18 protein-coding genes are annotated in these 19403 nt (G+C 40.9%); 6 read left to right on the top strand and 12 right to left on the bottom strand.

Annotated elements, in window-relative coordinates:
- Position 1: 1 nt before the first annotated feature.
- Positions 2 to 697: a hypothetical protein gene (locus FN961_RS17790; protein WP_144041529.1), complete on the top strand. Its 696-nt coding sequence runs from the start codon at positions 2 to 4 to the stop codon at positions 695 to 697.
- 124 nt (positions 698 to 821) lie between these two features.
- Positions 822 to 1424 (top strand): LysE/ArgO family amino acid transporter, encoded by a 603-nt coding sequence (locus FN961_RS17785; protein WP_144041528.1) that lies wholly within the window; start codon positions 822 to 824, stop codon positions 1422 to 1424.
- A 3-nt stretch (positions 1425 to 1427) separates the two neighbouring features.
- On the opposite strand, the gene FN961_RS17780 is transcribed toward FN961_RS17785, so the two are convergent.
- Positions 1428 to 2609, bottom strand: coding sequence for a benzoate/H(+) symporter BenE family transporter (locus tag FN961_RS17780; protein WP_144041527.1), 1182 nt, complete (start codon positions 2607 to 2609; stop codon positions 1428 to 1430).
- Positions 2610 to 2697: 88 nt separating this feature from the next.
- On the opposite strand from FN961_RS17780, the gene FN961_RS17775 reads away from it, so the two are divergent.
- The 3 genes from FN961_RS17775 (at position 2698) to FN961_RS17765 (ending at position 6374) form a co-directional block, all read left to right on the top strand.
- Positions 2698 to 3249: a helix-turn-helix domain-containing protein gene (locus FN961_RS17775; protein WP_144041526.1), complete on the top strand. Its 552-nt coding sequence runs from the start codon at positions 2698 to 2700 to the stop codon at positions 3247 to 3249.
- A gap of 252 nt (positions 3250 to 3501) precedes the next feature.
- Positions 3502 to 5697: a S8 family peptidase gene (locus tag FN961_RS17770; protein ID WP_144041525.1), complete on the top strand. Its 2196-nt coding sequence runs from the start codon at positions 3502 to 3504 to the stop codon at positions 5695 to 5697.
- Between the two features lie 197 nt (positions 5698 to 5894).
- Entirely contained in the window at positions 5895 to 6374 is a 480-nt protein-coding gene (locus FN961_RS17765; RefSeq protein ID WP_144041524.1) for a hypothetical protein, read from the top strand.
- A 23-nt stretch (positions 6375 to 6397) separates the two neighbouring features.
- Here FN961_RS17765 and FN961_RS17760 read toward each other — a convergent pair whose 3' ends face one another.
- The 3 genes from FN961_RS17760 to FN961_RS17750 form a co-directional block, all read right to left on the bottom strand.
- Positions 6398 to 8485, bottom strand: a complete 2088-nt coding sequence (locus FN961_RS17760) for a tetratricopeptide repeat protein (RefSeq protein ID WP_144041523.1) — start codon at positions 8483 to 8485, stop codon at positions 6398 to 6400.
- 158 nt (positions 8486 to 8643) lie between these two features.
- The gene (locus FN961_RS17755; protein WP_144041522.1) at positions 8644 to 9201 is read right to left on the bottom strand and encodes a hypothetical protein; all 558 of its coding nucleotides are present in this window, start codon (positions 9199 to 9201) and stop codon (positions 8644 to 8646) included.
- Positions 9202 to 9376: 175 nt separating this feature from the next.
- A complete protein-coding gene (locus tag FN961_RS17750) occupies positions 9377 to 11731 on the bottom strand; it encodes a TonB-dependent receptor (protein ID WP_144041521.1) in 2355 nt (784 codons plus the stop codon).
- A 388-nt stretch (positions 11732 to 12119) separates the two neighbouring features.
- Here FN961_RS17750 and FN961_RS17745 point away from each other — a divergent pair, with 388 nt between their 5' ends.
- Positions 12120 to 12677 carry a hypothetical protein gene (locus FN961_RS17745; protein WP_229814723.1) on the top strand — a complete coding sequence of 186 codons (558 nt, stop codon included), beginning with the start codon at positions 12120 to 12122 and terminating at the stop codon, positions 12675 to 12677.
- Between the two features lie 754 nt (positions 12678 to 13431).
- Here the strand turns inward: FN961_RS17745 and FN961_RS17740 are convergent.
- The 8 genes from FN961_RS17740 to FN961_RS17705 all read right to left on the bottom strand — a co-directional run bounded on the left by FN961_RS17740 (position 13432) and on the right by FN961_RS17705 (position 19214).
- On the bottom strand, positions 13432 to 14292 hold the full coding sequence (locus FN961_RS17740; protein ID WP_144041519.1) for a PhzF family phenazine biosynthesis protein: 861 nt from the start codon (positions 14290 to 14292) through the stop codon (positions 13432 to 13434).
- A gap of 85 nt (positions 14293 to 14377) precedes the next feature.
- A complete protein-coding gene (locus FN961_RS17735; protein WP_144041518.1) occupies positions 14378 to 14959 on the bottom strand; it encodes a hypothetical protein in 582 nt (193 codons plus the stop codon).
- Positions 14960 to 15073: 114 nt separating this feature from the next.
- Positions 15074 to 15319: a hypothetical protein gene (locus FN961_RS26225; protein ID WP_308426231.1), complete on the bottom strand. Its 246-nt coding sequence runs from the start codon at positions 15317 to 15319 to the stop codon at positions 15074 to 15076.
- Between the two features lie 215 nt (positions 15320 to 15534).
- On the bottom strand, positions 15535 to 15882 hold the full coding sequence (locus FN961_RS17725; protein WP_144041516.1) for a hypothetical protein: 348 nt from the start codon (positions 15880 to 15882) through the stop codon (positions 15535 to 15537).
- Between the two features lie 545 nt (positions 15883 to 16427).
- The gene (locus tag FN961_RS17720; protein WP_144041515.1) at positions 16428 to 17321 is read right to left on the bottom strand and encodes a hypothetical protein; all 894 of its coding nucleotides are present in this window, start codon (positions 17319 to 17321) and stop codon (positions 16428 to 16430) included.
- Positions 17322 to 17654: 333 nt separating this feature from the next.
- The gene (locus FN961_RS17715; protein ID WP_144041514.1) at positions 17655 to 18176 is read right to left on the bottom strand and encodes a DUF6438 domain-containing protein; all 522 of its coding nucleotides are present in this window, start codon (positions 18174 to 18176) and stop codon (positions 17655 to 17657) included.
- A 290-nt stretch (positions 18177 to 18466) separates the two neighbouring features.
- Complete coding sequence (locus FN961_RS17710; protein ID WP_144041513.1) at positions 18467 to 18697, bottom strand: hypothetical protein; 231 nt, start codon at positions 18695 to 18697, stop codon at positions 18467 to 18469.
- Positions 18698 to 18824: 127 nt separating this feature from the next.
- Entirely contained in the window at positions 18825 to 19214 is a 390-nt protein-coding gene (locus FN961_RS17705) for a hypothetical protein (protein WP_144041512.1), read from the bottom strand.
- Between the last annotated feature and the right edge of the window lie 189 nt (positions 19215 to 19403).

Below are 19403 nucleotides of genomic sequence, written 5' to 3'. Positions count from 1 at the left end.
AATGAACACCCAAAATAAAAACAACGGTAACAGTGTCAATGTAGAGATCCCTGTTCATTCAACGAGAACTTTGTTGCAGGCCACTCTCGCGGCATCTGCAGTCGCGGCTATCGTGTTAGTTATTGCCATTTTACCTGCGGAGTACAATATTGATCCAACTGGGATCGGACAGTCGCTAGGTTTGACTCAACTGTCGAAAAACAATGTGGTCCCAGCTGAAGACCCGAGTATTTTTGTTGAAAATGTCGCAATGCTTGATGGAGATAAGAGCGATGGAGATGAAAGCACTGGTTTGGTCGAGTCGGTTATCCTATTAGATGGAAATATGCTTGCTGATGCTCCATCAGTAGCTGAAATTGCGCAGAGTCGACAAAGCCCTAGTGTGCGAAGTGATATCGTCACAATCGATATTCCTGCTGGAAAAGGGCTTGAGTATAAGCTGCTTATGGATGCATTTGTTCATTTAGAATATGAATGGAATACCGATGGCGAACCACTATATTTTGATTTTCATGGTGAGCCCAAAGGCGATAAAACAGGTTATTTTGAAAGTTTTTCAATCACCACTGCAGATAAAATGAAAGGTTCACTCACCACTCCCTTTGCTGGCTCTCATGGCTGGTATTGGAAGAACAAAACCGATTCAGTGATCACTGTGACACTTTCCACCAAAGGGGATTATGCGATCAAAGGTTAAGTGACGGGTTAATTCAAAGGTACTATATCAAGCGCACCTATAACTAGGTGCGCTTGAATTTGTGGATAGCTTGACGTAATTTGTATTACTGATTTTTTTTATCAAGATACGTAAAGGTTTTTAGATGTTTGTCTCATATCTAGCGGGTTTCTCTTTAGGATTGTCTCTCATCTTGGCTATCGGCGCACAAAATGCGTTCGTGCTCAAACAAGGCCTCAAAAAACATCACGTATTTGTGGTCTGTTTTATCTGTGCACTGTCAGATGCTGTATTGATCTCATTAGGGGTTGCGGGCTTTGGTGCCATTGTTAAAGAGTTTCCACTGATAGAAGTTATCTCGCGCTATGCTGGGGCGACTTTTTTGGTGATTTACGGTGTAAAAAGCTTTCACTCGGCTTTTAAAACGACTCATGCTTTAGATGCTGAAGGGGAGTTGCCAGCGAGCTTGATGAAAACCGTGCTTGTCTGTTTAGCTTTTACTTGGCTAAATCCTCATGTTTACCTGGATACATTTGTCCTGCTCGGTTCTATTTCTACGCAATATGAAGCGACTAAAATGTGGTTCGCTTTAGGTGCAATCACAGGCTCTTTTGTGTTCTTTTTTACACTAGGGTATGGTGCGAGGATGTTAATTCCTGTCTTTCAGAAACCCGTTTCATGGAAAGTATTAGAGTTCATTATCGGCCTAATTATGTTTGCGATAGCAGCAAGCTTATTAGTTAGTTAGCTCTTATGCGGCTTTACGCCTGAATTGAGTCATAAGCGCAGCAACAAAGAGGGTGATAACTCCTGCTAGTACTCCCCAAAGTGCAGAGCCAATATTCCACAGGCTAAAATCAGAGGCGGTAACCAGAAAAGTCATTAAGGCTGCTTCTTTATATTCAGAGTTCACAAAAGCCTGTTGTAAGCTGGCGCCTATTGTCGAAAACAACGCGATGCCGGCAAGGGCCAAAATAAAGGCTTGAGGCATGGCTTGAAACAAAGTCATCAAGGTCAGGGCAGTGATCCCCATAAAGAGATAAAAAGCACCAGCGCTAACGGCTGCCCAGTAACGTTTTTGAGGATTTTCATCTGCCTCTGGTGACATGCAAATGGCTGCTGTGATCGCTGCCAAATTAATTGCGAAACCTCCGAAAGGTGCAATGACTACATTCATCAGGCCAGTAACAGACATTAACTTAGAGATGGGCGGCTGGTAATTGTGGGCTTTTAAGATGGCCACTCCCGGTATATTTTGAGTTGCCATCGTGACGATAAACAGCGGAATACCTATGTTCATGATGGCGGTAAAGCTCCATTCTGGTTCGATGAAGACAAGTGAACTGACAGTCCAATCTAAGGTCGGGATAATAAAAAGTCCCTGCTGCCAAGTAAACGAGATCCCAGCGATAAGAATGGCTAACATGGCAAATCTGGGCATGATTTGCTTACAGATAAGATAAGTGAACAACATGGTGAGCACCAGATACAACTCTTGGCCCATTAAGTTAAATACATCAATGCCGAAGGTAAGCAGTATTCCTGCTAACATGGCACTGGCGATCTGTTGGGGGACTCGCTTCAGTATTTTTTCAAACCAGCCTGTCATGCCAGACAGGGTGATTAGGCATGCTGAGACGATGAAAGCGCCGACAGCTTGGTTGATACTAAAACCGTTGGTGCTGGTGATAAGCAGTGCTGCACCCGGTGTCGACCAGGCGATTAAGATGGGCGCGCGATAGTATAAAGATAACCCAATCGAGGTGATGCCCATTCCTATCCCGAGTGCAAAAATCCAGCTCGACACCATGGCCAAATCTGCACCTAAGTTAAATGCCGCTTGGTAGATCAAAGCCACAGAACTGGTAAAGCCGACTAGAGCAGCAATAAAACCGATATTGATTCGATTTAAAATAACACCCGCACTCTTCATTACCGCTCCGGTTTATCCATTTATTTATTTATGCTAGTTTACAGGGTGTGCGTTATAGCGCACGACTGGTAAAGTAGCATCGTATGATATACGGCACAAGGAGCTAAAGATTAATATTCATTACTCGCTAGGGGCACGGCTTAAGGAAGCTCGCAGTATCAAAGGATGGAGTTTGGATACCACGAGCCAACATACAGGGGTGTCTAAAGCCATGCTAGGCCAGATTGAGCGAGGGGAATCGAGCCCAACAGTGGTGAAACTCTGGAGTATTGCTAACGGGTTTTCCTTACCGCTATCCTATTTCATTGAAGGTCTTGAACAGCGCAGTGCCCCAAGTGTGCTAATCAACTCTGAAGAGGATATTCAAATTACCACCTTGTGTCCTTTTGATGAGGTAACCCAACTCGAAGTGTTTCAAATTATCCTATTTCCGCAGCGGGAGCATATTTCTGAGCCCCATAACCAAGGTGTGATTGAGCATATTCTGGCCATTGATGGCACCATTGAGTATTACTTAAATCGAAACTGGCATAAGGTTGAGAAGGGGAGAGCGGTGAAGTTTTGTGCCGATCAAGTGCACGGTTACCGGAACATGAGCGACAAACCTGTGACTATCCACAATATCATTAGTTATACCTGAAATAGATTGTTGGGCATCGCTTCAACGATAAAGCACTGCGATAGCCGACATCTGTCTTCTTTTTCATCTCATTGAAAAATAATATTTATAATTTTTCTTCTCCCTAAATTGTCTGAACTCCACCTATTTTGCCCATGAAGTTAGCGGCATAAATTCTCCCTGTCTGTTATCTCTTTTGTACTAAGGGCAATCCTGAGTTTGCCTTTGGTTTTCTTATACTGATTGGTATAACAATAAAAGGAATGACAGACGATGAAATTTCAACGTTACTATCTATTAGCTTCAACGATTGCACTGGTCGCAAGCGGTAACCTCACTGCAGGTGAGATGAGTAAGCAGGCATCACCTTATCTTATCGAGACTTCAGCACAGAGGGAGGGCGCAGAGTTAAAGATGCTTCAAATCATGTTAGATGATGATTGGCGGGGAGCGAGCTCTACTCATCGAGCTGAATTATCAGGCAAAGCACTGTCTCAAGAGGAGACTTCGGCAATCATTGAGCGTGAAGGGCGTATGTTCTCTGCTAAATTGACCTTGGCATTAGATGAAGGTGAAGCCAAAGAACTCTCTCGATTTGAATCTGAGTTGACGCCAGATGGTGTCAGACTATCTGGGGTTAATGAGCAGCTTCAGCAGGCTAAGTTTCAATGGGAGGCTTGTCTAGAAACCGAACTTGCTGAAGGTGCCTTTTCCTTTTGCCTTAGCTCTCCATTAATTCCTAATCGTTATCTGGTTCAGCTGGATAAAGATATTAATCATAAAGAGCTAGCACGTGTTGCTCAGGAACTCAGTGCTAGTGTGAATGGCAGACTTGATTATGTGTACGATGCGGTATTTCATGGTTTTTCTGGGGTGTTTAACAAAGAAGGTTTAGCCCGTTTAGAAGCTGAGCAAGCCGTATTAGAGATAAGTCGAGATGGGTTAGTTCAGCTGCATACGATACAAAATCCCGTGCCTTCATGGGGCATGGATCGTATTGATGAAAGAGCGCTTAACTTAGACAGTCGATTTACCTATCAAGAAACCGGAGTCGGAGTGGATGTGTATGTTATCGACTCAGGCCTACGTGCGACACATAATGATTTCTCTGGCCGTGTCGGTGTCGGTGCAAGTTTTGTTGGCGGTAGTCCTAATACAGATTGTATTGGTCATGGTACCCATGTATCAGGCACTATTTTAGGGACTGCTCATGGTCTTGCCAAAGGTGCGACAGTGCATCCCGTTCGCGTATTTGGTTGTACTGGTAGCTCCACGACTGCAACTATTGTCGCTGGGGTCAACTGGGTGACAGCTAATGCCGGAGGTACTGGTGTAGCAAACATGAGTCTAGGGGGAGGCGCAAATCCAACAATAGATAATGCGGTGCAAACATCGATTAACTCAGGCGTGACTTATGTTGTTTCGGCAGGTAACAGTAATGCCAATGCCTGTGGCTTCTCACCAGCGAGAGTCAATGACGCGATAACCGTAGGGTCAACGGCTGACGATGATAAACGCTCATCATTTTCTAATAAAGGCAGTTGTGTTGATATCTTTGCGCCAGGCTCTGATATTACTTCTAGTTGGAGTAGTTCCAATACCGCCACCAATACCATCAGTGGAACTTCGATGTCAGCGCCTCATGTTTCTGGTATTGCAGCGCTTCTATTAGCTCAAAATCCTGCAGCAACACCTGCTGATATTATGTCACAGATGATCAATGATGCGACGCCGGGCGTGCTTTCCTCCATAGGCAGCGGTTCACCAAACCTGTTGTCTTTTTGGAAACAGCCTTGTACAGATCCTGTTATCGCACATGATGGAAGCATCATTACGCCTTGGTTTGATAGCCAAAACTGTTACGTCACTCCAGTTCCAAGTGGATCGACTGGCTTTATCTGGTCTGGGAATTACTATGTTGAACCCAGTTTTACAGATTGCCCGCTAGGTAGCTATGATGGCGCTAACTGTTATGTGATGACCAAGCCTACGACGGGCTTTATATACGCTAACAATTTTTATCACCAATATGATGCATGTTCAGTAGGCAGTGATGATTCAGCTAACTGTTATATTGCATCAGCTGCTGGTGGTACAACCGCTTTTGAGTGGAGTGGCAATTTCTATACAACACCGCTACCGGGTAATGTGTGTCCGATAGGCAGTTTTGATGGTGCAAATTGCTATGTGATGAGTAAGCCAGCAACGGGCTTTATCTACGCTAATAATTTCTACTCTGAATATAATGCCTGTACGCTTGGCAGTAATGATGGTGCTAATTGTTATATTAACTCCGCTCCATCTGGAACAACGGCCTTCATCTATGCCGGAAATTTCTATACTACGCCAACGGCCATACCCTCATGTCCTGCGAGTAGTGTTTATGACGGTGCAAACTGCTTTATTGCGACATCACCCAATGGGTCGAGTCCCTTTATCTGGGGTGGAAATTTCTACTACGCAGACTAGTTAATGGATGCTTAAACGTAAAAGAGATTTCTATTTGAGATCTCTTTTCATTATTTAGTTAATTGTTTTAAAAGATAAAAAATACAATTTGAAAGACTTCTCCCTGTTTTTACCCCCTATTTTGATTACTTTTTGCATGTTGAAGTATTAGTTTGGTATGAGAAGAATAGACCAGTTTAGATTAGGGAAGAGAGAATATGAACAAGTGTGTTATTGCATTAATGGTTGCGGCAAATATGATGGCATCAGCAACGGTATTAGCCCATGAAGAGCCTATAGAGGGAGAGTGGTGCAGGAATGGTAATGTCGTGATCTTAGGTGAGTTTACGTTAACCCCTTTGCATTTGACTCGTTTTAAGCGTTTTGCTGAGGATGTGTGTCCGGCTTCAGGTATGGGGGACGTTAACACTAAAAGTTGTGGTCAATTTGATGATGAGTATGGACTCGCAAGAGCGGCAACCAATAATTTGTGTAGTTCATTAGCGTATGATTTGAGAAACGTCAGCACTTATGGAGATGATGGTACGGTTCGTCCTATTTTTTATGGACCTGAAAGCATGAAAAACAGTGATAATAATCATCATGATGTGTACTCCATTACTCAAGGAGTGAAGTTTGCTTGTGGACTGTGTGAAATGGCCCCCAATAGACAGGGGCGTAAATTACAAATCAGGTAAATCTGTCTAACTAAAGCGTTTACTTAAAGTAGTGCTTTAGTGTGTAGATGCTGGTTAAGTGCCGTCAATTTCAAGTTGATGGTGCTTTCCTGCTCGCCATCAAGCTGACATTCTGCAATGACATAATGGGCGGTTCTTAATACCTCTCTCCATCTAGGTTTTTTGGGGAGTAACTGCACGGAAAGATAGCGATCTAAAGAGCGAGTTCGTAACCTGCCATCATCTATTGATACACGCCAAATCCCACTTTTTTCTGCCAGTTCAATACGGGTCGATTGAGTGGTTACCTCCCAAAATTCAACACAGTGGAACATTAAGTCTACCAACTTATGTTGAAAGTCTTGCTCTGTCAGCAATGAATTAATCGGTTTTTGAGTCGTCAATTCACCATGTTTTGCCATATTGATCACAGCAATAGGTTCACCTCTGGAGACGTTAGTTAACCAAATATCCAGTGTTTGTGGGCCTTCAGGTGAGTTAATCTGAACATTGCTCACTTGTACATTATCAAGCTCTGATTCGCTGTCCCATTGCTCCCAAAAGTTGAGCGATGTGCGAGGGAAGACCGTCTCCAAATGCTGATCGACCAGGTTTGTTTCATCTTGATGGAGCAGTTCACAGCCACTTTGATTGATATAAACCAGCTGTTCACTGTTACTCACGACAAGTAACGCTTGCGGAAGCTGACCAAATGCCGCTTTTAGTGCTGAATGAGATACGCCCAGTTGTTTTACGCGCTTTCTATGCCAATTAATTTGTTGTTCAAGTTTTCGTTGCTCAGCTAGTCTGTGCTGTTTTTGTCGGTAGTAAAGGCCATACATAGCGGCGGCCATGATGATGATAAACAGACTCAGAACCAAGAGCTGAGTATTTCGGCTTTGAATAAGTAGGTCATTGATTTTATTTTTTTTATCCAATAACTCAATGGCTTGTTGTTGACGCTCATACTCGAACTGTACACGGGTATTTGCTAAGGATTGATCAAACTTAAGTTGATAGTCTTGCAGTAAATGTGCTTCTAGCTTTTTTTCATAAAGATAGGCTTGCTCCCAGCGGTAGAATTTTACGGCGTTATCAATAAGGGCTTGATAAAAACTTGTCGTGATGCCGCTGTCTTTATTATTTAATGACAACTCTAATCCTGTTTTTAAGATTGATTCAGCTTGTTGGTATAGGCCTTGTTGAATGAACAGTTTGCCCAAATTGAGTTTGAGAGGAAGCGTTAAGGCATTGTTTCCTAATCTTGATTCTATTTTTTGCGCTAACTCTAGGTGCGTTTTTGCTGCGGTTAATTGCTGTTGAAGTAAGTTCAATTCAGCGATATTAATCAGTAACCTGAGTTGAGCGACCTCTTGTTTTTTATCAGTAAAAAACTGCAATGACTGCTCAAAACCTGCAAGTGCCTGTGTGTACTTCCCTTGTTTCATCTGCACTACAGCGATGTTCTCTAAACTGTGGGCTTCACTGGCGGTATTTCCCTCATTTCGATAGAGAGTTAACGCCAGTGAATAGTAATGTTCAGCTTGAACCCAGTCTTCCATTTTAAGGTAAACAGAACCCAAGTTATTCAGTGTGATAGCAATGCTTTTTTGGGACGCTATTTTCTGTTTTATTAATAAGCTTTGGTGGAAAGCGGATATCGCCTCTTTATGGTTCGCCATGGCCATATTGGCCGTGCCTATATCACTCAAAGCTTTGGCCTCTAATAAGGTTTGTTGATCTATTTCCGCGAGCTTATAAGCTTGTTCAAATATTAATAGGGCTTGCGGATAAAGTCCTTGACGATATTTTAGGATGCCGCGATAGCGTAAGTATTTGAATTGTTTATTCAGTGGGTATTCATCTAATGACAGGCTGGCAAGAGTGATGTCTGTTTGATTGGCGAGAGAGTAGGCGCCTTGAGAGGTATAAATTATAAGTAATTGTAATTTAATATCAAAATAATCAGGATTGTCTTTAGTTACCGAACTAAGGCTATTTTCACAGGCAGTTAACTGCTTGGCCTTATCAGTATTCGATTTAAAACAAGTATCAAGATTATTTGCTAGGGTGTGGCTCTGCCCAAAAATAAACAATAAAAATACCCAATGAAACTTAACTTTATCTAACATCTTCCACCATGATTAATATTACTCTATTGGGTAAACGTATCATGGATAGTGAAATAATCTCAATTGAAGTGGAATATTATGTGGATATATCGCTAGGCGGGTTTTTATTAGTAAAAAAGGCCCGTTAGGGCCTATTTGTAAACAGCTTCACTTATGGGTTATTTTCTTGGCTGTTCTCTTTCTTGATCACCTTCGCGCCAATATTCAGTGATAGCTCTTAAGTTTTCATAAGGAACGGCTTCAAAGCCTGTTTCTGGTTTAGCTGGTTCAAACATCGCTACCTCTTTATGTTCCATTAGTGGAGGAATGGTATAGCATTTATCCAGCTTAAATTTCACGCCTTGGCTGGTAAAGTAATAGCCAGGACCAACCATGTTTGTCAGTGTATAAGGTGCGTAATGGATAACGCGGACCTGACCAGAACCCGGCACACTGTAACCGCCAAAACCACCGCCACCACCTGCAAAGGTATTGCCGTAGTTATTGGTTGAGTGATATGTAGTGTAGACCTCTGTATCTGCTACGCCACCCGGAATGGAACCTGTGAAATTGGCCATGATTTGTGCTTGGCTCCAATTCACATCAGCTATTTGAACGATGGTTCCTCTGTGACACCAAGGCACTGCTTGCGCAATACTGCTGACACCTAAACAAGTTAATATACCCAGAGTACCTAGAACGGTGGTTAACTTAATATTATTTTTATTCTTTATCATGGTATTAATCTCTTCTCTCGTTATATGTTGAAAGTGTTGAACACCAATTAACTATGTAACGCTTTAGAAATGAGAACCAGAAAAAGGCAGGGCAAAGCTGGGGAGGAGTTTATTTCTCCCGATTTCTACCCATAATAAGAAACCTGTAAAAATAGTAATAATTTGATATTTAAGGCTAAAATTCAATATTGAGGCCAGCGATATATGTTCTTGGTGCACCAGGACCTACAAATCTAGCATCATCAAAACCGGGATAGATATTGGCTAAAACCTCATCTGACTCTCCATAAGCACCAAAGGTTTCATAGTCAACATCGAACAGATTATCGATGCGGCTGTAAATAGAGATCCAATCATTAATCTGATAAATAACCTTGAGATCAACTAAGGTAAAACCCGATATCATCTCATTTTCATTCGCTTCATCCCCCCGATAATATTGCCCACTCTGGTATTTAACATCGCTACCGAGAGTAAGGTTGCCGATGTACCACTCAATCCCCGCTTTAACATTGTGCTTGGGCAGACCTGGAATGACATCGCCAGCGCTGACTTGTCGATCTCCTCCAAGGGGATTGTTAGGGCTGAATGAGATAAAGTCTGATGCAAAGGTGGCATCTAAGTAACTGTACGACAGAGTAAATCGCCAATCCTGAAGTTGCTGCGTGTAATAGACTTCACCGCCACGGCGCTCAGTGTCTCCCACATTAGCGAAAAAGCCTTCAGAGGGTAGCCCCGATGCTTGCTGAAAGATGATGTCATCTTGGTTGCGGGCATGAAATAAGGTTAAACCCAATGAGAGAGAGCTTTGAGTATATTCAGCGCCTATTTCAAACGTATCGGTAATGACTTGCTCTAGAGGCGGATCAGAAACAAAACCATTGGGCAGTTTACAGGGAGCATCAGGATCTGCGCAGCTCAATTCTACTGGGGTAGGGGCTCTACTTGAGCGACCATAAGATGCGAAAAAAGACGTGTTAGCGGTGGATGCCCAGTTGATCCCAATTGACGGACTTATTTGAGTAAAGTCATGATCGCCATCTAAGGTTTTACCATCATCTCCAGGCGCTAAATCCGTCATGTGGATGTTGGTTGCATCGTACCGCAGTGCAGATGTAAGTGTGAGATCGTCAGCTATTGCTAAGCTGCCAGCAACAAAAGCAGAGTAATGACGACGTTCACTGTCGAGTCTGACCACCGAGTCAGCATCAAATAAACCAACGGCTTGTGTTGCTCGAGGAGCCTCAGGTGTGTCATTTAATAACTCTGCAAATTCGGTGTCTGACTGAAAGTTGATGTCAGCAAAGTCTGCAGCGAGCCCTAAAACCCATTGAGCATCCATTTGGTGCAGTTGTGTATCGATTGACCATTGAGCTGTGACCCCCATGGCTTTTTGATCTGTGTTAGAGGTGTTATTGAGGCCATCGAGATCGTCAGCTTCTAGACCCAAATCCTCTAAACTGCCGTTAAATGCTGTTGCATCAGGATTGAGAAAGCGAACGGGTTCATCATCTTCATCACATAAAGTCTCTTTACCTGCTTGAATGCACTCTTCAAAATCACTGTCATCACCGTTTAATGCGTCGGTTTTGCTCTGACGGTAATAGAGGTTGAGATCCAGTGTCATCGCGTCATTCAATTCAATATTACCAGACAGAGAAGCAAAGCCATGGTTGGTTTCAGTTTTGTCAGGATGGGTATAAACCGCATCTCTGCCTTCTAAGGCCATTAAGTCGAAAGGGACGGCGCCATTACCAATAAGTTCGCTTTGACTAAAAGATGTTAGCAGGTCCCAGCGTGTTGTATTTGTTGCTTTCCAGCTAAAGCGTCCCAGAGCTTGAGTGACTTCTGTTGGTGAATATTTCCGCCAGCCATCTTCCTGATAACGGCTCACTACAGCGTAATAACCAAACGCGCCATTGTTGCCACCCACTTGAATGGTTTGTTGGCCCATGCCATTACTACCTGCACTTAGGTCTATATTTGAGCCTTGAAATGTAAAACCATCCTTGATGTTGAGCACCAAAGCTCCACCGAGTGTATTTTGGCCAAATAGTGGGTTTGAACCAGAAAATAGGCTGACGTCACTTAGGGCGCTAAGGGGGATCAACTCCCAATTAATGGTATCGCCAAAAGGTTCATTAAAACGGACTCCATTGACATAAACCGAGATGCCTTGGGGCAGACCTAACAGAGGAGAGAGAGTGAATCCCCGATACTGCATATCCATTTGAAAAGGGTTATTTTGCACATCGTTGACGCTAACACCTGCAAATTTGTCTTTAAGAAATTGCCCAAGGTTAGTATCTAAACTGCGTTTAATCTCTTCGTTGTCAGCATGTTGATGCGCACCGGGATAAATAAGCATCTCATGATCAATTGCCTGGCCGAGCACGGTGATAACCTCTGGTGATGTGTTGGCTATGGGTGTCAAATCATCTGCATTAACCTTGCTCGTTAACACAATCACACTCATACCACTTGTGATAATCACTAAGCTGAAATGTGAAAAAATCTGCTTTATTAACAAAGGGTTCTCTCCTATCAATCTTTTTAGTTAAGTTATAAAAAATTGGGAGATAGATCCATTAACGTTTGTGAGGAGTTTTTTCCTACTTTAGTAGGTGAGGGCTGAGTTTATGTTTTGTAAAACGAGGATTCATATGCCAGTTGAATGAACTATTCTTCTGAATATAAAAGTGTATTTTTACAGTTTTTCTACATGAACTTCACTAGATTAAGGACTTTCATTCCAAAGTTGCATATTTCATTGCATTTTATATTATAAATAAGTTTACAAGTGTAATAACTTGTGTGAATATATTGTTTCGTTTTTTACCTGTATCGCAGAGTAATGCTCTGTGGGTGAGCGGGGGTTTAACATAAACAGTACGTGGAGAGCAGAATATATGAGAAACGTGAAGTCAATATTTACATTAGCGACTGCGGGGTTAACCCTGTTAATCGCTTCATCAGCAAATGCAACTTGGATCCCAAATCACCAAGTTGTGGTCGATGCTTATATCTCTGGCGATGAGCTTACTGAAACAAACAATGGCAGTATTAAAGTCGTTGAATATAATACGACTAAGATCAATTTCAATACTTCATTTGATACCAATTCACATATATTTACAGCACCGGCAGCAGGTTTATACAATGTCGATGCCCGTTATTCACAACTAAAATGTGGCAGCAGATACCTGTTACGTATCGGCATCTCAGTCCCTAATGCTGCTGCTCCAGGTGGTAACCACTCAATAGGGCCAGTTACTTTTGCTGACATTGCAAATTATGGTTGTGCTATTCCTGGAATCGCTGCCGTCAATGGCGTGATGCACTTAGAAGAGGGCGATACCTTGTTCATTCAGGGACGTTATCAGCAAGCTATTTACGATATTTCACGTTGGAACTATAAAAACGAGTATCAAAATCGTCTAGTGATCACTTATCTAGGTGTACCAACTTTGTTCTAATTTATTCGAGCTATAAATTGCTGTAACTTCGGTAGTGTCAGCAGCATTAAAATGAAAAACCATCGACACCTTGATTGTGTTGATGGTTTTTTTATTTGTAACTTTCAACTGACACAAGAGAATTGTTAACTTGTCGGAGAATAAGTTTCAAATATCATTTAGCTTTGGCTTCATAGGATATAGTCGGTGCTGGGTTAATTTATTGATAACCATAAACTCTCATTAATCTATAGCCTGCGGCTCGCTGAATGTGTAACCACCTCTGTGACTCGGCGCAAGTATATCCCTATAGCCTCTGCCGTGACATCCATGTCACGGAAGGTCACAGCCGCGTTCACACTTTAGTGTTTTTCTCTTCGATGTAAGACTTATGGTTTTAGAGTTTTGTTGAACAAAATCGGTGAGAGTTAAAGCTCCAAAGTTCAAGGGTTGTATTAACTTTAAAAATGATTATCTAAAGAAGTAGGAGCTTATTCATTGATAAATTAACGCCCATTTCAGGCGGATAATAGTTTGCTAAAATGTGTAACTAAGCGAAACAGAGCAAATTGTTAGCAGTCCCACTTTAAATGTCTGTATGGATAATAGACCTACTTAATTACAAATAACTCCAAGTAAAATTGTCTACAGGGTTTCGATTTTTATCTTCGAGTCGTTAGTAGAAAACCCACTAATAGTTATCTTATTGTGAAAACGAACACTAATCAAAAATATACACGAAACGTAAATTTAACTACTGATACCATGGCTTCTTTTAGATGGGGATGACTACCGTACCAATACTGGTGGCAAAGCCACCCACTTTTACATGGGTAATGGTTGAATCATCTGACTTAACAGATGCCGTTATGATTGATCTGCAATTCATTGCTCTGCCTTGTTCAAAAACATAATCACAGCCTAACGCTAGATGCTCTGTCAGGTAACATGCTAAAGCGCCACTCGAACTACCTGTCGCTGACTCTTCTGAGATACCAAATAGTGGAGCAAAGTTACGACAACTTGCTGTGAGCTTACTTTGCGATCCACAAAGCTCAAAAACATGTAAACCAACAAGGTTATGTTGTCTGCAAAAATCTGCGATAAGTTTATCATCTGGCTCTATGGCATCTAAATACCCGCTAGGAACAGGAATGATCACATCGGGTAGTCCTGTTGAAATCACTTCAATAGGTAATTTGGTGCTTGCTAGTATGTCCCTTTCAATACCAATAATATTTGAAATGTCTTGATAGGAAAAACAATCTATTTTTTGAGGTAATTGTTGTTCCATAACAACCTTGCCATCAGACTCAATGAGCACTGACAGCATTCCAGCTTTGGTACGTTGAACATAAGAGCCTGCTGTAACCATTTCCTTTTGGTACATAGTGGAAAAAACCGCTAGCGTCGCGTGGCCACAAAAGTCGACTTCTCCTGTTGTTGTAAAGAAAGAAACCTCAAAATCAGCGGTGTCATCATCGGAAACAAAAGCTGTTTCTGAATATCCTACAGCTTGCGCAATTGTTAATTTTTGAGCATCCGATAGTCTATCTGCATTAAAAACAACACCTGCAGGATTCCCACCTTCTCCATTTACAGTAAATGAGTTGACCAAAGCAACATCGATATTCATCAATATATTATTTCCACTTCAAAGTGATTATTTTCGTTGTTCGAGTTCCAGTGTTCTTCAAGGTCGTTGACACCATTGTCTCTGGTTATGCTTGTACTGGTATCTTCCATCGTCTTTGAATACTATTCATCGATTCTACAAATTCGAAACTGATCTCCCAATGATGTTTATTGCTGGAAAAGAATCTTTTATATGAAGGTTTATGTCCTATTGGGATGGTAAAGCTGAATTCTAAAAGAGTATTGTTTTTATTATATTTTATTGTTGGTGTTAAAGTAGACTCCCAAACTTTTTCAAAACGGTAGCTGTCGGATACTTTTCTATATTTCCAAGAACTGACGGATAAACTGTTCACTTTATTAAAATTTTCTCGTCCAATTTCGATAGAGCCGCTAAATTCAGTTCCTATGGTACAAACAGATGGCACTAATGTTAATGGTGTCACTCCCAATTGATTATATTTTTTCTTTTGAAATGAGCCCATTACAAACAATAGTATCACTACGGATAAAAATCCCACTGCGCCAAAAAGACTTCCTAATGATTGATTCTGTATCGCAGAGTATGTAAGACTGATCACTGGTATTGCAAAGAATAGAGATGCAATTTGAAGCCCTTTACCTTCGTTTTTTTCTTCACTATGTATAACACTTTTAGATTCATCCATTAATATGTCTCCTTACTACAATGGTTGAAGACGCCTTAAATATATAAGCCCTTCAAGAGGGGAGAGTGCTGTGAGCAAACTCTATGCTGCCTTAGTGTGTTACTTGCAAACTACTTACTCTTTACCATAAATCCAGTCCAACCCTTGAATCAAGGTCGTTGGAAAGGCTGTGGCATGCCTAGTGCCATCAATAACACTAAACTTAAGAAGAGTGTTCTCACCGGATTGAGCTTTAATTTTCTCTGCAAGTTGTTTCGCACCAAAAACCATATCTTCTCTTTCACCAAACTCGATGGCATCACTATTCATAGGGAACCGAGTCGAACCTGACGCAATTTGAAAGCTATATGGTGCATCCATTAAGTAAATCACAGGGTATTGTCGATCTTTACTCGACTGGTATGAACGAGGTATTTTTATGAATATGGGGTAAATTTTTTTGGTTGAAGGTTCAGTCAACTCGACAGTGTTACTTCTTGGTATTTCAACGCCAGCATTAGCGGCTCCCAAGGAGCAAAAAACAGAAAAGACAAGAATGCTAAAAATTTCAATGAAACCTCTTTTGTTATTATGAATTAGGTTGAAGCTCTCAGTAAGTTCATTGCTACTGCTAATTTTATTTGCTGCGTCTTACTTAATTTATGTCGATACTCTTGCAGTGTAACGGTATCCATACCTGTGCGTTCAGGAGCATATAATTCAACTTCTACTCGTCCAATTAATCTGTTTTCTATAAGTAACAAATAAAATATAGAACCATCATCCGGAAAACATTCTAAGACTATGACTTGGTCGGGATCGATCTCATTTTCCAACAAGAAAGTCTTTAAGTGGGAATTCACCGAATGAGACAAAACTAATGAAGTATTTTTTATTAGTACAGCTTCGAATTCCTTTTCTGTTTTAGAGCCTACCAATTTCACCAAATGCTCCCTGAAACCTAACGCCCATCTAACAAGTGAACCAAGTTCTGGCGGGCGATTTGCTCAGAAAATGGCATGGCAGCTTTGGTGAATCTGAATTTAGTGGCTTGTATGGATAATAAACCCACCAAATTACAAATAACTCCCTGTTTCGGGTAATGTGAGATCCAGGCTTTAGCTGTAACTAAAGCTTTCATTTGTCGTAGTTCGATTGAGAGATGGCTCCTTTATTGAGAGTCCGATAACAAGAACGAACGCGACAAACGACTCCAAGCAAAACACTCGAGTTGTCTACTGGGTCTCGAACCCGCCCTGAAGTAATGAGTAGAAAATCCACCAAGAGCCACCTTATTATGAAAACGAACACTAATCAAAAATATTAACGTTGGATGGCCGATGAGTATGAGTCGTTGATAACGAGATGGACTGCATAAGAAAGATGGTTGTGATCTTAAATTCGATGCTGAGAGATGGCATGTTGCTGAATGAGTGTGGGAAGCGCCAAAGTCTCTTGTTATATGAACCTAACTCATACGCTAAGTAGTTCATTGTTTGGATCTGAGGTTCTCAATCACCTTGGCATCCACCCAATATCTTTTCCCTACGTAATTACGACTTCCATCTTCTTTTACTTTCCAGTCTCCCCTAGTAAAAAATAGATACTTTCCATCATGTGTCAGTTGTGGAGCGCTTTCCTGCATATCTGTGTTTATTTGTGGGCCCATATTTATTGCGGGTATCCAAGAGCCATCTTTCTGTTTAAAGCTGATATACATATCTGATTGGCCATGCCCGTCCTCTCTATCCATATACCAGATTAAATAGGATTCATCTGGAGCAATAAGAGAGCCACCAATATATTTTCCTGAATCAATATCAAGATTCATTTTTACAGGGTTTTCATATTTTCCGTCTATAACGCGAGAATAATAGATAGCGCCATTTCCAGGCGTGTCTCCTTTTTTAGAAACAGAATAATAATAAGTTCCTTTGGACGAAACCGATCTTCCATGTGCCATATCATTGATAAACTCTCCTGGGCTTTTGGGTTCCGACCACCCAGTTTCGGTTCGCTCTCTATACTCCTTTCCAATATACATCACATTACCGTCAGCGGAGAATTGTGGCCACCTTATATCAGTCTCAGATTCCTGTCCCCAAGTATTGTTTTCATATCTAATAACAAAAAATGCGCGCTTTTTATATTTCCCGTGCTTCCTAGTGAAGTAGAACTCCTTCATATCTGGCGTAAAGACTCCTCCGTCAAAACGTCCTTCTGGAGAGACTATTTTGGGATCAAAAAGCTTAGGTGTTAAGTCAGGTATTTTTTCGCCAAAATAGCGGTTTTCTTCGGCTTGATATTTATCTTTACTATAACTATTACCACTCAAGGTTATAGTAAAAAATAGTAATACAATTGAAATGCAAGTACGATTCATAACTTATCCTTAATTTGAAATTAACGAATTTTTTAACATCCATATTGAAGTGGTTATCATTGATAATACGTTAAATGGTGATTTAACAAGTGGTCATCTTAGCAAAGCTGATTTAAAATACCTGACGTCATTATGACTTTTAGCTGATTTTGTTATGACGACTACAATCAACTTATTAGGTGCATATAACGAGCCTGTAGAATTTCTCTTTTAGAAAAAACAGCCTCAAAAATCATTAAAAATTAAGCCTCAAAACGCGTTACTACGTGAAACCTGAGACCACATCCGACGAAAAACAGCCAACTATAATTTTCCGTTTGAATGCCTTGTATGCTACTCTTTATCCCATTTTACTTCAGTTAATAACTGAGTCATTAACTGCTCTAAAGCCCACAATTTAGAAGGCCCTGTATTAGCATAATTTTTAATAATCTTTTGTTCAGAATTAGTTTTAACCATTGTATATATAGATGAATGATCCGTAACATCGTAGGAGTATACGTCTTGAAAATCCATGAACGCTATTTGATCTATATACGCCAATATATTTATTAGCTGATACTTTTCAAGTTTTCCAGTATATATTCCCATTTTTTCTACGAAATTATGCCCTTCGTAATAAACAGAGCCATCCATTTTAATGTTTAGTAAAAATGTGGGGCAACGACCAAAACAAGAAGTTTTTTGTAGACCTATTTCAGTAATTCCAAAAGTTTTAAATTCATAACTTTGAAATTCTGATTTATCAAAATATGAAGGTAATGAAGCGCCACTTTCTTTGTGGAGTGTTGCTAAATCTTGTGCACTCACATGAAAGAATGAGATTGAGATTAACATTAGTAGATATTTGCGCATGACTTCCTTGAGTAACCTAACGAGCCTGTAGAATTTCTCTTTTAAAAAAATAGACTCAAAAATCATTAAAAATTAAGCCTCAAAACGCGTTGCTACGTGAAATCTGAGACCATATCCGACGAAACAATTGCTTTTACGGGCTCTCTGAACATAGATTTCATCCGTGATTTTCCACGTTGGAGAAATTCTACAGCCTCAACGCCCAATTAACGTGCTAAGTAATTGTTGGCTAAAATTGTGTAGCGAAGCGAAATGTAGCCAACTGTTACGTGTCCTTGTTTATTTTCTTGTTAGTTGTACTTGGGTGAAGTTTTCAACTTTTTCATAGTTCTTACAAACTCAAATACGCCCCAAATACCTGAACTAATTAAGCCTACTTGCCAAATTTCGATTGAATTAACACTAAAACTATTTGAGTAAATAGCAAGACCAAGTAACTTACCTATTTGAAAAACACCAGCTAGAGTTGCGATTAAACAGATCGCTAACAAAACCCACTTTGAAAAATTTGATTGGTGCACAAAAACTCCTTAATGCGTGTACAACTAACGCCGCAAGCAACAGCGGATGAAACGGAACTTGTTTTTATGCGAGTATTTTACCGCATAAAAACAAGTGGAGAGTAAGACGTCAGATTGCCTTGTTTTGTTAAGCATGAAACTCCGATAATGCATCTTTAATCATCGCCACCTCATCAGAAGAAATCTCAGAAGTAAGCTTTTCTTGCAAAAATTCAATGTAGCTTTTTGAGTGGCGCAAGTTCAATAGAACTGCTGTTGCAGAGTCTAAATATTCTATATTACCACTAGGCCAATGCCCCTTTAACCACTTAAATATTCGCAACGAACGACTAGAGTCTATGCCTTCTGGATTGTTGCCAATACGTACAACCAACTCCCATAAGCCTTCACATACATCATGATCTCGATACTCTCCTGTGTTTGAGAGATCAAGGAGGTCATCTATATGCTTATGCAAAAAATGAGTTTCTGCATAATCAGGGATGCCATTTTCATAATCGATGGGTAGAGGCTTCATATTGATGCTTAACGCCCGCAGCACGGGAAAAGTTGGAGCGCAGCGGAAACTTTGTCCCTGTGACTGCGCTTGTGTACGCCCAGCATGGGCATGAACTAATGAGGTGAAAGTCCTCTGTAGGAAGGTCACCGTTCAATAACATGCTGTTATTAAACGTTAACTACTAGCGAATGGCAAGGGCTTATCCGT

Source organism: Shewanella hanedai, from assembly GCF_007197645.1.
Taxonomy (GTDB): domain Bacteria; phylum Pseudomonadota; class Gammaproteobacteria; order Enterobacterales; family Shewanellaceae; genus Shewanella; species Shewanella hanedai.
This window is presented reverse-complemented; position numbering and strand designations above follow the sequence as displayed.